The organism is Leucobacter japonicus, assembly GCF_001273855.1.
Lineage (GTDB): Bacteria > Actinomycetota > Actinomycetes > Actinomycetales > Microbacteriaceae > Leucobacter > Leucobacter japonicus.
On sequence record NZ_JHBX01000108.1, the window covers coordinates 1 to 14,149 of the forward strand.

11 protein-coding genes are annotated in these 14,149 nt (G+C 70.0%); 3 read left to right on the forward strand and 8 right to left on the reverse strand.

What is annotated here, in order from left to right:
* Positions 1-80 precede the first annotated feature (80 nt).
* The 3 genes from AMS67_RS09395 to AMS67_RS09405 all read right to left on the reverse strand — a co-directional run bounded on the left by AMS67_RS09395 (position 81) and on the right by AMS67_RS09405 (position 3,373).
* Positions 81-560, reverse strand: a complete 480-nt coding sequence (locus AMS67_RS09395) for a hypothetical protein (RefSeq protein ID WP_156316604.1) — start codon at positions 558-560, stop codon at positions 81-83.
* Positions 561-626: 66 nt separating this feature from the next.
* Positions 627-1,958, reverse strand: a complete 1,332-nt coding sequence (locus AMS67_RS09400; protein ID WP_162230843.1) for an FHA domain-containing protein — start codon at positions 1,956-1,958, stop codon at positions 627-629.
* An 83-nt stretch (positions 1,959-2,041) separates the two neighbouring features.
* Positions 2,042-3,373 carry a hypothetical protein gene (locus AMS67_RS09405; protein ID WP_053387157.1) on the reverse strand — a complete coding sequence of 444 codons (1,332 nt, stop codon included), beginning with the start codon at positions 3,371-3,373 and terminating at the stop codon, positions 2,042-2,044.
* 118 nt (positions 3,374-3,491) lie between these two features.
* Here AMS67_RS09405 and eccD point away from each other — a divergent pair, with 118 nt between their 5' ends.
* From eccD to AMS67_RS09420, 3 genes are read left to right on the forward strand one after another with little or no spacing between them, the layout of a single operon-like run.
* Positions 3,492-4,829: a type VII secretion integral membrane protein EccD gene (gene eccD, locus AMS67_RS09410; RefSeq protein WP_053387158.1), complete on the forward strand. Its 1,338-nt coding sequence runs from the start codon at positions 3,492-3,494 to the stop codon at positions 4,827-4,829.
* A 3-nt stretch (positions 4,830-4,832) separates the two neighbouring features.
* The gene (gene eccB / locus AMS67_RS09415) at positions 4,833-6,182 is read left to right on the forward strand and encodes a type VII secretion protein EccB (protein WP_053387159.1); all 1,350 of its coding nucleotides are present in this window, start codon (positions 4,833-4,835) and stop codon (positions 6,180-6,182) included.
* Positions 6,179-7,453, forward strand: coding sequence for a S8 family serine peptidase (locus AMS67_RS09420; RefSeq protein ID WP_053387160.1), 1,275 nt, complete (start codon positions 6,179-6,181; stop codon positions 7,451-7,453). Before eccB ends, AMS67_RS09420 begins: the two co-directional genes overlap by 4 nt.
* A 119-nt stretch (positions 7,454-7,572) precedes the next feature.
* Here AMS67_RS09420 and AMS67_RS09425 read toward each other — a convergent pair whose 3' ends face one another.
* Genes AMS67_RS09425 through AMS67_RS09445 form a run of 5 tightly spaced genes read right to left on the reverse strand, consistent with a single transcriptional unit; the run spans position 7,573 to position 14,108 of the window.
* Positions 7,573-8,430: a hypothetical protein gene (locus tag AMS67_RS09425; protein ID WP_053387161.1), complete on the reverse strand. Its 858-nt coding sequence runs from the start codon at positions 8,428-8,430 to the stop codon at positions 7,573-7,575.
* On the reverse strand, positions 8,427-9,248 hold the full coding sequence (locus AMS67_RS09430) for a PP2C family protein-serine/threonine phosphatase (RefSeq protein ID WP_241488036.1): 822 nt from the start codon (positions 9,246-9,248) through the stop codon (positions 8,427-8,429). Before AMS67_RS09430 ends, AMS67_RS09425 begins: the two co-directional genes overlap by 4 nt.
* Entirely contained in the window at positions 9,245-11,755 is a 2,511-nt protein-coding gene (locus tag AMS67_RS09435) for a transglutaminase domain-containing protein (RefSeq protein WP_075201308.1), read from the reverse strand. The genes AMS67_RS09430 and AMS67_RS09435 overlap by 4 nt, the downstream gene beginning before the upstream one ends.
* Positions 11,752-13,119 carry a DUF58 domain-containing protein gene (locus AMS67_RS09440; protein ID WP_053387162.1) on the reverse strand — a complete coding sequence of 456 codons (1,368 nt, stop codon included), beginning with the start codon at positions 13,117-13,119 and terminating at the stop codon, positions 11,752-11,754. Before AMS67_RS09440 ends, AMS67_RS09435 begins: the two co-directional genes overlap by 4 nt.
* Positions 13,116-14,108 (reverse strand): AAA family ATPase, encoded by a 993-nt coding sequence (locus AMS67_RS09445; protein ID WP_053387163.1) that lies wholly within the window; start codon positions 14,106-14,108, stop codon positions 13,116-13,118. The genes AMS67_RS09440 and AMS67_RS09445 overlap by 4 nt, the downstream gene beginning before the upstream one ends.
* Positions 14,109-14,149 lie beyond the last annotated feature (41 nt).

Here is a 14,149-nt window from a genome sequence, read left to right on the forward strand (position 1 = left end):
GGCAAATAGTTACACCAACCAGTTTTTCAGGTGAACAACGATGAGACATTCGCAGTGTGCCTCATTCAATATCGTCCGCTTCACTCACTCTCACCAGGCTTTATGTGTTCGCGAAAGAGGTCTTGCAGGTTCGCTGAGCAGTCAACGTAGCGCTGATCGCCCTGTCGTTTGAGCACGATCTGGTCATTGATCTTGATCTGGCAGATGATCTGCTGCGGCCCAATATTGCTCTGCGCGATGCTCGCTTCAAATTGGATTTCACTATTCTGACCAGTGAATTCAAAGTCGAAGGTATCCGTCGCGTTGACCTGAGCCATTGAAGCCTTCACGTCACCTTGTTCGAAGGGCTCGGTAAAGTTCACCGAGAACGCGCCTTCCGCTCTCGCGGTGAGCTCGACCTTCAATTTCTCGGGTCCATCGACCGCTGCATTGCGAATACTCCAGACGCCCAGACTCACCGCCGCAACCGAGAGCACGACGACGATCAGGGCACCCATCACGACAGATCGCGTCCGGGGCCTGCGCCGCGCGCTCTTCGCCGCCGAGGAGGAGTGAGTCATGCATTACCACCGTTCTGAGCGCACTGATCGAGCCTGCTCGCGATCTATTTCCGAGCCCTCGAGTGGTTACAACTCCCCCGTGATCGTCGCCACGGTGAAGCTTCGCTCCCCGATGCGCACGCTCGCACCGTCGTCGAGTCGCGTGCGCGCACCAGGGGCCAGCGGGCTTGATGCCCCGGTGTCGTCGATCATCTGCGATCCGTTCGTCGAACCGAGATCGGTGACCCACACGCTGTCGCCGCGATACTCGAGTCGCAGATGGGTCTTCGAGACGGAACCGGCAGGGTCGTCGACGGCCACGAGCTGATCTTCCGCCGACGCTGCGTCGGGTCGACGCCCCAGGTTCGCCTCGGCGGGGATGCGCAGCTGGGCACGCTGCCCGGTGTCGAACGTGAGCAGCAGCAGCGCTCCGATCTCGCGTGGCGGAGGCGCGGCGGCGATCGGAGCATCGACCGTGACGACGCCCGGAGGCAGTGCGGGTGCCGGAGCCTGCGCTGCCGAGGCGGCGACTGGCGCGGCGGCCACGCGCGGCGCCGTCGTGGGCTGGTGCACGACCTGCGGCGCTCCGCCAACTCCCCGAACAGCTCCTGCAGGCGCGACCGATGCACTCGCGATGAGTGGCGGTGCGGGCGTGGTCGTCAGCGCACCCGGTACCGGCGCGCCCGCACCCGTGTTCGTGGGCACTGCTTCGACCGGCGTCTGCTGCGCCCACGCGGCCGCACTGTTCGACCAGGCCTGGCGCTCGGCGGGTGTGGGCACCTTCACGACGAGCGTGCGACCGGCGCGATCCGCCCAGCTGCGCCCCATGCGCGCGGGATCAGCAGCACTGGTGGCGACCACACCCCATCCCCCGATGAGCGCGATCAGACTTCCCGCGCCCTGCACGACTCCGCGCACGAAGCCGCGACCGACGCCTGGGGAGAATGGCGCATCGTCACGCGCGGTGCGCTGACGCAGGAGCAGGTTGCCGACGGTCGCACCGGTACGCGCTTCGATAATGAGCAGGATCACTGCGAGTTCGATGACGACGATCACGCCGATGAGCACGCTGCGCGTCGCGATCCCGACGCCTGCCGCGACGGCCAGGCACACGAAGGCATCGATCGAGTAGGCCGCCAGACGCGCACCCACTCCAGAGGGCCGTGCCCAGGCTCGCGAGCGCGCGAGGGCAACGGCGAGGCGAGCATCTGCGGCGGTGCGAGCCGGTGGGCGCGTCGGCTTCGGTGGCCGCACCGGTCCACCCGAGGGCTGCGGTCGCTGTCCCGCACGCTGACCTGCCGGAGCAGCAGCTCCCTGGGGTACCGGGGCTCCCGGTCGCATGCGCACCGCCGGAGCGGTGCCGAGCGGCGGCTGCGTCGATTGGGGAGCCGATTGAGCCTGGTGCGGTTGCTGCGGCACGCCTCGTGCGTACTGCGGTGCGACTGGGGCGGGGGGTGATCCGGCACCGCGTGCTCGGCGCGCACGCCCGCGTGCGTCTGCGCTCATGCGGCAAGCACCCCCTGCAGTAGATTCAGCGTTCCGGCCGCGAGCACTCCTGCGGGCAGCACGAGGGCGACGGCGATGCTGTCCACGATATCGCCCGTGCGCGACCATCCGAGTGACCGGTCCCCGCGGGCCAGTGGCAGGATCGCGGCGGCCGCGACCAACCCCGCCAGCAGTGCGCCGCCGGCGATCAGCAGGCTGACCGAGAGTGTGAGGTGCGGTGCACTGAGCAGTACGAGCATGACGAGTCCGGCGATCACCGCGACCCGAGGCGGCGTGCGCAGGCTTCGCGCCGCCGTGCGCCGCGAAGTGAGCAGCAGCCCCAGCACCGCCCAGGCGACGAACGCCGAGCCGGCGATGATCTGCACGAGATCACCGCTCGTCAGTGGCACGATGGCGGCAGGAATACCGAGGGCGGCAACCACCGAGAGCATGAGCACGGTGGCGTCGAGCCGCGCCTCGGCGAGCGCCACGACTCCGGTGACGCGATCCCGATCGACACTCTCGATGAACTCGGGCACGCGCCCCCGCACCGTCCATCGCAGCGACATGAATCGGCCGTAGTCGATGTGGTGGCCGGGGTCGACACCGACGAGCAGACTCGGCGCGGCACGCACTCCGACCGTTGCCAGTGCGGCGCACATGATCAACAGTTGCGCCGGCGACCAGCCCAGCGCCGGGCTCACCAGCGCGAGCACCGCGACCGTCGCACTGATCACGACGAGCGGGGTCGCAGCAGCCTGCAAGCGAGGCGACACCGCCATGAACCCCAGCAGCGACGCCAGCACCGAGATCGCCGCCGCGGCCACAGCAATCGCCAGGCCCGGTGACGCCCCGACCGCCGGCAGCACGGCTGATGCGGCGGCGGCGCCGCCGAGCCCGACGGCCGCAGCGACGAGGCTTCCCCGTGCGCGGCGCCGGCTTGCCGCAGCGACAGCGGTCACCACCGCGGCGAGCGCGAGCACAGCGACGGTCACCCAGCGCCACTCGGGCACGACGGCTGCCAGCACCGCGGCCGTCGCACCGAATCCGAGGAGCGCCCAGGGCGCCGCGCTCGCGCGTCGGAGCGCATCCGCTTCGGCGCGGTCAGACGTCGACACGTGCAACGGGCCTGCCACGGCGTACAGCCCGCCTTCGCGCAGCTCAGCAGCGGACGTCGCCGCATCGACGGCTGCGCCGTCGGGTCCGAGCACGCGATCTGTCGCAGAGAGATGCACCCCCACTGCGGCGAGCGCGCCGGCGAGTGCCTCGTTCTGAGGCACGACAAGGTCGTGCCGGTTCCCCGCCGCTTCGAGCGCGATCCGGCGCAGACGCGGCGCAGGCTGACTCACGCCACACAGTGTAGCGTCGCGCTCGCACCCGGGGCGGGGGCGGACGCGGCGCCGCGATCCGCACTAGGATGCTGCTGGTACCTGGGGAACATCCGTTGATCGCACGGGGAGGCAGTGCGTGAGTGCAGAAACGACCGACGCGAGCGTCGTCGTACGCGTGTCGGTGGTGCACGGCGAGCGTCGTGTCGACCTGGTCATTCCGGGGCGCCTACCGCTGCTCGAAGTGCTTCCGGGCATCGCGCGCGGCCTCGGTGTGCTCGATGCCACGCTGCTGCACGGCGGCTACCGGTTGACGCGCGCCGATGGCGCCGAGCTCGACCCGACGCGCGGGGCCGTGGCCCAGGGCATCGACCAGGGCGAGATTCTGACGCTGTCGCGCGGCCAGCTCATCGCCGTCCCCCGCCGCTACGACGATGTAGTCGAGGCCGTCATCGATGCGACGTCCGCGCACCACACCGCGTGGCGCCCGGAAGATGCCGCGCGCACCGCCACCGCCGTGAGCCTCACGCTCATCGCACTGAGCGCGATCCTGCTCGCACTGCAGCCGGCATCGTCGTACCTTCCCGCCGTCATCGCCGGCGTCGGCACACTGGTGCTGCTCGCCCTGACGGCGACGCTCTGCCGCATCGCCCAGCACGAGGCAGGTCTCGGATTCGGCCTCGCAGCCGCAACGTTCGGCGGGCTCACGGGCTACCTCATTGCGCATCAGCACCCCCTCTGGGGCTTCGCCCTCGCTGCCGCGGGGCTCGGGTTGATCGTGGCCGGCGGCGCAGCCCTGCTCGTCGCCACCCGACCGGCTGAGCTTCTGCTGCTCCCGGTCGCGCTCGGCACGGCGATCGCACTGCCGGCCGCGGTGGTCGGCATCACCGGAGTCGACCCCGCAGGGCCCTACGCGGTCATGATCGCGTGTGCGGGCCTGCTCGCCGGCGCGCTCCCCTGGCTCACGCTCAGCAGCACCCGCATCCGGGTCATCTCGCCGATGACCGAGGCCGAGATGTTCGATCCGCCTCCACCCGTCGACCCCGAGCGCGTCGCCGCACGCATTGATTCCGGCCACCGGCTGCTGGTTGCCCTGCGCATAGCCTTCGCTCTCGCCGTGCTCGTGGCGACGCCCGTGGTCGCCGCCACGAGCTGGATCGGCACGGCGCTCGCGCTGATCTGCGGCGCCGTGCTCATGTTCCAGTCGCGGCAATCAGCCCGACGCGCCTCGGTGATCGTTCTACTCGCGAGCGGCACCGCAATTCTCGCGGTCGCCGGGCTCGTGGCGATCCTGACGCATCGCGACCATGCGCCGCTGCTGCTCGCCGTACTGCTCATCGCCACCGGCCTCGTTTCGGGTCTGACCCTGCTCAGCGCCCGCGCGCGCATGCGTGTGGCGACACTCGGAGACACGATCGAGGTCATTCTGCTGGCGCTGCTGCTGCCGCTCGGGGCCATCACCGCGGGGCTCGCGTAGGCCGTGGCGAGCAAGAAGGATCTGCTCGAGGCGCAGAATTTCAGCAAGGCGCGATTGCTCTCCGCGTTCGTCGGCGGCGCCCCCGGAGGCAAAGAGCTGGAACCCGCGAAGCCGTTGCGCGCGGTATTCGCGGGCATCGCCCTCACCGCAATGGTGGTGCTCGCCGGAGTGTTCATCGGGCTGATCCAACCCAAGCTGCCGGGCGGGTGGGAGAACAACCGCCTCATCGTCGCGAGCGATACCGGCGCCCGCTACATCAGCGTCGACGGCACGCTGCACCCGGTGATCAACACGGTGAGCGCCCGCATGGCCATCCCTGCCGGAGAGTTCAAGGTCGTGACGGTCAAGCAGGGCGCACTCGAAGGGATTCCGATCGGCGGAACCCTCGGCATCCTCGGCGCACCAGACACGCTGCCCGAGGCGGAGCACCTCGACGGCAGCGGATGGGCCGCCTGCGCGACCCCTGATTCGACTCGGGTGCAGCTCGGCGGGGATCGGCCCGATGCCGCCCCCACCGACTCGGGCGTCGTCGTCACGAGCGAGGGCGGCACGTACGTCATCACGGGCGGCACGAGCTACGCCGTCGCCGAGAGCGATCGCACCGCCGTGCTCCGCGCGATCGGCCTCGACGGTGCTGCGCCCGCAGAGGTCGGGAGCGAATGGCTCGCGCTGTTCACCCAGGGCGCTGATCTGCGACCGATCGGCGCGGTCGATGGCGGCACCGTTCGCGGGGTCGATCTGCCTGCCGGGTCCGTCATTCGACCGACCGGCGGCGGAGACGACGAGCGATACCTGCTCACGGGTGACGGATCCCTCGCGCGACTCAGCGACCTGGCATATCGCCTCTATCTGCTCGGCGGCGGGTCTGGCGCCCTCGGCGACGAGGTCGAAGTTAGCCCCGCGCAGATCGCTGCACTCGCGACCGCAGACCCGGCGGGCCCCGCTGATTGGCCGCAGCGTCCGCTCACATCCGCTGCATCGGCGGCTGGGCCGTGCGCAACACTCACGGGTGCTCCGAGCGACCAGCAGACGGTGCTTGCGGCTCCGGGGAGTGCGGTGACGTCGGCGACCGACGAGACCACAGAATCCGACGCAGCCGGCAGCGGCACCGTGCGCGTGAGTGTCGCCGCCGACGGCGGGGCGTTGGTGCGTGGAGGATCAGCCGGCCCCCTCACCCTCATCGACGCAAGCGGCACCGCCTACGCCGTGCCCGGCGATGTGGCGACGGGCGTCACCCGACTCGGCTACGCCGACACCGATGTCGCCGTCGTGCCGGCCACGTGGATCCAGCTGCTCACTGCCGGCCCCGCGCTCACCGCAGAAGCGGCATCTGCGAGCCCCGAGGCCTCATGACGCGGCGGTTCGGGCGCACGGCATCACTCGTGCTCGCGGCGACCTGCGCAGCTGGTGCCTTGTCGGCACTGCCCATGTCCGTTGCGGCACCCGCGGCATTCGCGGAGACCTCGCAGGCCGCCGAGGGCGATGGGTGCCCCGTCGGGGTGCTCAATCGGATCGCTGGCCCTCCCCCGGCGTTCACCGAGATCGGGTGGTCTCCCAGCACGCTCATCGACGCACCAACGGGTGCCGGTGTCACCGTCGCAGTCATCGATTCGGGCATCGACGTGACCAGACCCCAACTCGCCGATGCGTTCGCCTCCGGCAGCGCCTCGCTCATCGCTGATGGCGAGCGCTCCGACGGGCTCGGTGATCCGCAGGGCCACGGCACCGCGCTCGCCGGCATCATCGCCGCCCGCCCGTCCGACGCCTCCGGGGTCGTTGGCATCGCGCCCGGGGCGAAGCTGATCTCGCTGCGCGTGTTCCGCGATGACGATCAGGCCAGTCAAGATCAGGGGTTCGACGCCACTCCTGAGCGCGTCGCCCAGGCCATCCGCACGGCCACCGACCTCGGTGCCCAAATCATCTCGGTGTCGCTCAGCGACGATGTCGACGAATCCGCGGTGCGCGAAGCGACGACATATGCGTCGGATCGCGGGTCGCTCGTCGTCGGCAGCGCCGGAAACCGAGGCACCACGCAGAACACCGAAGATTCACCGCGCTACCCGGGGGCATACCCGGAAGCAATCGCGGTGACGGCGGTGAACGCGGCCGGGTTGCCGACGAGCGACTCTATTCACGGCGATCACGTCGACGTCGCGGCGCCCGGCCAGAACGTGCTCACGCTCGCGACCGGCGGCGGCGATTGCATCTACGGCGAAGCACCGCAGTCTAGCTACTCGACCGCCTACGTCGCGGGCGCAGCCGCACTGCTCGCCGAGCGATACCCCGATGAGGGGCCCGCGGGGTGGAAGTACCGACTCGAAGCGACCGCTGCCCGGTCGAACCCGGATGCGCGAGACGACCAGGTCGGGTGGGGCGTGATTCGCCCTGCTGCCGCGCTCGACCTGCGTCCCAGCGCGACCACGCGCGGACCGGTGAGCCCATTTGCCGACACGAGCGATGCCGCGTTCTCGTCGTCGCCCACGCGCGTCACCACGCATCCGGCGGAGGCGGGCAACGAGGCGTTCGTCACAGCGATTGCCGTGGTCGCCGCCGGGCTCGTCGCGCTGTTCGGGCTCGGTGCGCTGCTGCGGCGACGTAGGCAATCAGAGTCTGCGGGCGACTGAATCTCGGGCAGGCTCGCTGCGGTCCAGCCGGCTGATCGATCAACCGGTCGCTGATGCAGCCGGCCGCTCACTTAGCCGGTCGTCGACCTGCTCGGCAGCCAACTCAGCCGGCCCCCGACTCAGCCGAACGCGAGCATCGCGACGATCCACAAGCCGCCGACTGCGACGACGAGGCTCGCGCCGAAGCCGATCACGGTTCCCGTACCGAAGCGGCGGTTCGCCCGTTCGGTGGATCGCAGGCCCTGGCGTTCGGCTTCCGGGGGTGCAGCGCGCGACTCCGGCGGCGCACCGATGCGCGCGTCGGTCGCGGACGTCGCGACGTTGCGCCTGCCGGCGCGGCTCGAGGTGATGACGGGGAGCGCCGGCGACACACCACGGCGAGGCAACGCATGCGACGGTGCTTCGGTCGGGGCATCGGGGATGCGGTACTTCGCGTCGAGCGGAGACTTGAACATGCGCGCGGCGATTTCGGGCGGCAATTCGGCCGGCGCCGGGTCGGCGACAGGCGGTGCCGGGTTGAACGATGCGCCACGCGGCCGTTCAGGAAGCACCGCGGCAGTGGGGTCGAGTGGCGGCGCAGCCGTGGGGGTCTGCTGATCACGTTGCGCGGCGCGGCGCGGCGTCACGACCGTCTCATCGATCGGCGCCGGCGCTGCGGGCGCTGCTGCTGGCGCTGCCGGCGATTCGACCCGGCGAGGCGTGACGACGGTGTGATCGAACGGCGCCGGCGCCTCTGGGGTGTTGGGGCGAGGCGTCACCACGGTGCGATCGAGCGGGGTGGAGGTCTCACTCGGCTTCGGGGTCACCACCGTCTCGTCGAGCGGCGCAGATGGGCGGCGCGGGCCGGCTGGTCGTCGGGGCGTCACCACCGTAGCCTCCGTGTCATCGGTGCTCGGCACGATCACGGTGCGGTCTGGTTCTTCGGGTGACGGCGTTGGCTCGGAGTCGGGCGCAGACGCGTCGCGATCCCCCGTCATCGAGCTCGCCTCGGCACGGTCGCGGTGAGCGTGAGGTCATCGTCGGCGGTGGCGCTCTCGGTGCCCGTCGAGCCGACGTGCCAGGCCGAGCCACCCGCGACCACATCGACGACGATCACGGTGATGTTGTCGCGCCCGCCCGCAGCGTTGGCGCGGCGCACGAGCTCTTCGGCAACCGTCTCAGCTGGCCCGCCCATGGTGAGGGCGGCGCGCAATTGCTGATCGTCGACCTCCGTGGTGAGGCCGTCGGAGCAGATGAGCAGGCGTGCGCCGTCTTCGACCGGAAGCAGCCAGCTGTCGGCGGTCGTGTCGGCCGAGCCGAGCGCGCGCGTGATGACGTTGCGGCCGGGAAGCGTTGCCGGATCGTGTGCACCGCCCGCGATCATCTCGTCGCGCAGCGAGTGATCGATGGTCACCTGGTGCAGCTCGGCTCCGCGGTGCAGGTAGACACGGGAGTCGCCGATGTTGAGCACCAGCCAGCAGATACGGCCCTCGTGTTCGACGAGCACGGCGCCCGTGAAGGTGCAGCCGGCCCCGCGCGCGCGATCCGCCGCCACCCGGGCTACGGCTTCGCGGGCGGCTTCGAGCGCCGCACCGACCTCGCGCACCGTGGACGGGTCGCCGGCGTGGATGTGTTCGGCGAAGGCTTCGATCGCAGACCGGCTGGCCTCGTCACCGGCTTCGTGTCCACCCATGCCGTCGGCAACGATGAAGCTCGGAAACTCGGCGAGCGCCGCGTCTTCGTTGATCGATCGCAGCATGCCGACGTCGGTGCGCACCGCCGCTGAGACTTCGGGTCGGGTGTCGGTGTGCATCATCGTCCTCCTGCGGCGAAGCGTCGAGGAAGACGCAGTCGCTGTCGTATGCGTGTCTTGGGCAGCAGTGAACGCAGCGAATAGCGCGCGCTGAGTCTGCGCCAGAATCCGAGGCTCGCGCGGCGCGCGGCCAGTTCGTCGTCTACGAGCGCCCAGAGCTGATCGGCGTCGAGGTCGCTGATGCCTTCGCGGGCGTACACCGCACGATCAACCGTCCACGAGATCCATTGGGCCGATGGCACCTGCAGCACTTCGAGGGTGTCGCGGCGCCCCAGGTTGGCGGGGGCCGTACGCCCGGTATCTGCGTACCCGTCGATCAGTTCGTCCCAGGCGCCGAGTGCCCGCTCTTCGGCCGTGCCCGCGCGCCGGCGTCGCTGCGCGCGGATGCGCTTGGCGACCGGCAGGAACAGCACCGGCAGGGCGAGCAGCACGAGCGCGAGTATCGAGAGGCCGATCGCTTTCAAGATCGGCCACAGCGCTGCGAACGAATCGCGCTCGGGCGTCTCGGAGGGATCGCCCGAGTCTCCGCTCGTGCCCGTCGGTGGGTCGGCCTGGCTGGCGTCTCGTTCCTCGGGCACGGTCGGGAATTCGGGCAGCTGCTCACCGCGTTCGAGCGTGCTCGGCGGCACCTGCAGCTGCGGGCTCGCGTCGATGGGCGCCCAATCGCCGGTGTCGCCGCGCACCTCGACCCAGGCGGCGAGGTTTTCGCCGGTGCAGGTCTCGCTGCAGGCCGGAACGCCGGGAACGCCCGCCTGCTCGTCCCCGAGTCGCACCCCGAGCACCACGCGCGAGTCGAATCCCATCGCGCGGGCGATGAGCGCAGCCGCGGCCGCGAACTGCTCGTCGTCGCCGATGCCCGATACGAGTGCTCGGTCGTCGGCTCCGCTGCCCGCCGCACGCTCTTGTTCGTTGAGCTGGGTGAAAAGCGCCTCGATGCGCGCGACGGAGTGACCGCCGGCGCTGGCGATGAACTTCGTGCCGTACTCGTCTGCAGCGCGCTCGAGCCAAGCGCGTTCGCCCTCACCGTCGGTGAGCGAGTGACTCAGGTACCCCCGGTCACGCAGGCGCTGGATCGCCTCGAGCAGCCCCGCACTCGTCGATGGCAGATCCTGCGTGTTCAGCCAGAGCGCCAGCTGCGGCATCGTGTCGAGGTCGACGAGCGGCGAATCCTGCGCGGGGTCGGCGTTGAGCTCCGCGTCTGAGACACGACTCATGGGCGCGGAATACGCATCGCCCGAACGCACGCCTCGACCGCTCGGCACCGCGATCGCCGCCCAGCTCGAGCGGTTCACATAGAAGGCATCTCCGAGGGCTGCGGCCCGAGAGCCGTCGAACGTCGGCGGTGCCGCGAGCGGCGGGGCGATCGGCAGCCAGATACCGGTGTACCCGTCGGCGATCTCGATGGTGACGTCGACGGGATCCTGCACCGCTTCACCGCTCGGAAAGCGCGTGAAACGCCCGTCGGCACCGTCTGCGACGAAGAAGTCGACACCGTCATAGCCGTCGAGCACGGCCATGCGGAGACGGTGCGGGGCCTCACCGTCGGATTGCACGGAGAACATCGCCTGGTCGAAGGCATCGTCGCGCTTCGCTGCCCGATATCCGGCGAGGGGGCTCGTCTGCTCGCGCACGACGAGCTGCGGGTCGACACGATCACGGGGCACTTGCCGGTCACTTGAGACGAGCGGTGCCGCGGCAGCGCCGATTCCGAGCGCAACCACCGCGGTGAGCACCGCGCTCAGACCGCGCACTGCGGCGTTGCGGCGCACGCCCGCGGCCCCTTCGGCTGCCTGTGCCCGACGGCCGAGGCGCAGCGCGGCTCGGCGGCCGATGCCTGACGACCAGGCCACCCACGATGCGCCTGCGACGCAGACGATTCCCCAGAGCGCGAGTTCACGAGGCGCCGCGATGCTGAGTGGGCCGATGGCGATCGGGGCGCTGACGGCGGATGCTCCGAAGATCACGCCGAACGCGACGGGGAGGAGCGCCGGCACCGCCGCCCAGGGTGCGAGTCTGCCTCCGCGAAGCGCGAGTGCGGCGATGAGCGCCGTTGCGAGCATGGCGACCAGCAGCCAGGGCACCATGATGGCCTGATAGGTGCCGACCGGGAGCGTGAGCGTGAGCAGCTGCTTCCACCCGAGCGAGACGGTCGCGAGCCCGTCGACGAGTCCGTCGACAAGACCCAACGGGCCGTTTCCGAGCGCGCTCGGCACACCGAGCGGCACGACCGCGATGATGAAGACGATCACGAGCAGTGCGACGGTTGCGACGCCCCAGCGCATGCGTTGACCGAGCCACACGATGCCGAGCGCGAGCGCCCAGGCGACACCGGCGACCAGCCACACCCAGGGCGTGCGATAGATCGGCATCGCCGAGAACGCGCCCGCGGAGACCGCGATCGCGCTGAGCAATGCTGCTCCGACGAGCAGAGACGGGTTGACTCGATTGCGTTGCCGTCGCGCGCGGCGACGAGCGGCGGAGCGTTCGGCTTCCGACTGCGGAACACTCATACGAGGCCCCCGCGCACCATCAGCTGCGGCAGGTCGCCGATCGCACCGACGGTGAACATCGTGCACGAATCGACGAGGCGGGCGGCCGGGTCGGCGAGCACCTCGGCGCGCACCACGATGACCCGCACGTCTTCGGTGAACGCGGCGGCGGCCCGGCGCAGCCGGGCCGGATCCGGCACCGACCCGGTGACTACGGCCACGATCGACAGGGGGCGCCGCGACTCGGCGAGGTTGCGGGTGAGGCGCTCGATCGGCAGCGCGTCTTCAGCTGCTTCGAGTTCTGCCCAGGCGTCGAGCAACTGCGCGGGAGTCTCTGCGGGCAGCTCCTCGAGACCATCGATGCTCGGCCGCACGCGACCCGGAGCCCACTGCGAAGCAATGAATCGTTCACGGCCCTCGCGCACGGCTTGCAGCCCGAGCGAGGCCGCAATGCTCACGCCAAGTTCGAACTCGTCATCGCTCGCGTACTCCGAACGCACGGCGTCGAAGAGGATCGCGGCGCGCGCCGTCTGCGATTCCTCGTACTGACGCACCATGAGCGTGCCGGTCTTCGCCGTCGATTTCCAGTGGACGTGACGCATCGCATCGCCGCGCACGTATTCGCGCACCGCGTGGAACGACAGATCGGAGTCGGTGAGGCGTCGACTCGCAGCGCCTTCGAGATCGCGCACCAGGCCCGCGGACCCGGGAGGCAGCATTGCCGTCACCGGGTGTACGTGCACCAGGTGTCGGTCGCGCCAGGTGATTTCGCGGCGCACCAGACCGAGCGGGTCGCGGCGCGCGAGCGTGAGCGGGCCGACTTCGATGACACCTCGGGAGACGGCTGGAATGCCGACCGGCACGACCGCGGTGCCTCGGGGTCCGATGAACGGGATCGGGATCTCGCGGAGTGCTTCGCCCACCGGAAGTTCGGCGGTCGCCGGGAGTGCGGGGCGCGCACTTGAGTTCTCGACCTCGACGTGCAGAGCGACTTCGCCGCCCGCCATCACTCGGAGCCGGTCGACGGCGATGCGAATGAGGTAGGTGCGCGATCCGATGAGGAACGGCAGGCCGATGAGCAGCAGCACCGCGAATCCGATGGCGACGAACCAGGCTTCGACCCATCCGAGTGTGGCGCCGAGGATTGCCGATACGACGGCGACTGCGATGACGAAGTAGCCGGTCGGCGTGATGGTTTCACGAACGCGGCGCCACTGACGACGCAGGCGACGTCGGTTGCGGCGCCACCAGCGTCGCGCAGCACGACGACGGCGCGTGCTGACACGCCCCGTGCCCTGTACAGTTTCGCCGAACCGCGTGGTGGTGCTGCCACGCGTTCCCGTCCCAGTATTCGATACCGGGGCGCGCGAGGTATCGAGACTCACGCGGTGCCGTTCTCCTGCGGTGCCGAGATGTCGAGCAGGATCTGGCCGAGGATCTGGGCCGCGGTGACTCCATCGAACTCGGCCTCGGGCTCGAGCACGAGACGGTGGGTGAGCACGGGCATCGCGAGGTCGCGAATGTCGTCGGGAGTGACATAGTGTCGGCCGTTCGCGGCGGCCCATGCCGATGCGAGGCGCACGAGCGCGAGGGCTCCGCGCACGCTGGCGCCGAGCCGCACTTCGCTTGCGCGACGAGTGGCTTCGACGAGGCGCACTGCGTAGTCGGCGACCAGGGGGCTGACGTGCACGCGACTGATCAGCTCTTGCGCCTGCGTCACCATGCCGGTGCTGACGACGGGCGACAGTGGCGCGTGCGCCGAGCGGTCGCCCTGCAAGATGCGCGTCATCGCGGCCTGGTCGGGGTAGCCGATGGAGGTCTTCACCATGAAGCGGTCGAGCTGGGCTTCGGGGAGCCGGTAGGTGCCGGCCTGCTCGACGGGGTTCTGCGTCGCAATCACCATGAACGGGCTGCCGACCTCGTGCGAGGTGCCGTCGACCGTCACGCGCCCCTCCTCCATGACTTCGAGGAGCGCCGACTGGGTCTTCGGGCTGGCGCGGTTGATCTCGTCGGCGAGCACGACGTTCGCGAAGATCGGGCCCGGGTGGAATTCGAACGCGCCGACGCGCTGATCGAACACGGTGATGCCGGTGATGTCGCCCGGCAGCAGGTCGGGGGTGAACTGCACGCGCGATGACGACCCCTGAATGACCTGGCCGAGCGCGCGCGCGAGTGCCGTCTTGCCGGTGCCGGGCACGTCTTCGAGCAGCACGTGACCACCGGCGAGAGCGCACGCGATCACCAGTTCGACGACGCGACGCTTGCCGTGGATCGCCTGTTCCACGGCGTCGGCCGTCGTGGAGAAAAGCTGAGCCACCCACTGCGCCTGATCGGGGCTGATGGCGTGCGGTGCGGTCTGCGGCTGGGAGGTCATGCGGCTCCTTGTGCGGTGGTGGTCATCGTCGGTGTGCTGCG

Bases quoted from the DNA above. Each gene is read 5' to 3' on its own strand.
- AMS67_RS09435 (WP_075201308.1), bottom strand. From the start codon at position 11,755: ATGAGTGTTCCGCAGTCGGAAGCCGAACGCTCCGCCGCTCGTCGCCGC.
- AMS67_RS09420 (WP_053387160.1), top strand. From the start codon at position 6,179: ATGACGCGGCGGTTCGGGCGCACGGCATCACTCGTGCTCGCGGCGACC.
- AMS67_RS09425 (WP_053387161.1), bottom strand. From the start codon at position 8,430: ATGACGGGGGATCGCGACGCGTCTGCGCCCGACTCCGAGCCAACGCCG.
- AMS67_RS09445 (WP_053387163.1), bottom strand. From the start codon at position 14,108: ATGACCTCCCAGCCGCAGACCGCACCGCACGCCATCAGCCCCGATCAG.
- AMS67_RS09395 (WP_156316604.1), bottom strand. From the start codon at position 560: ATGACTCACTCCTCCTCGGCGGCGAAGAGCGCGCGGCGCAGGCCCCGG.
- AMS67_RS09430 (WP_241488036.1), bottom strand. From the start codon at position 9,248: ATGATGCACACCGACACCCGACCCGAAGTCTCAGCGGCGGTGCGCACC.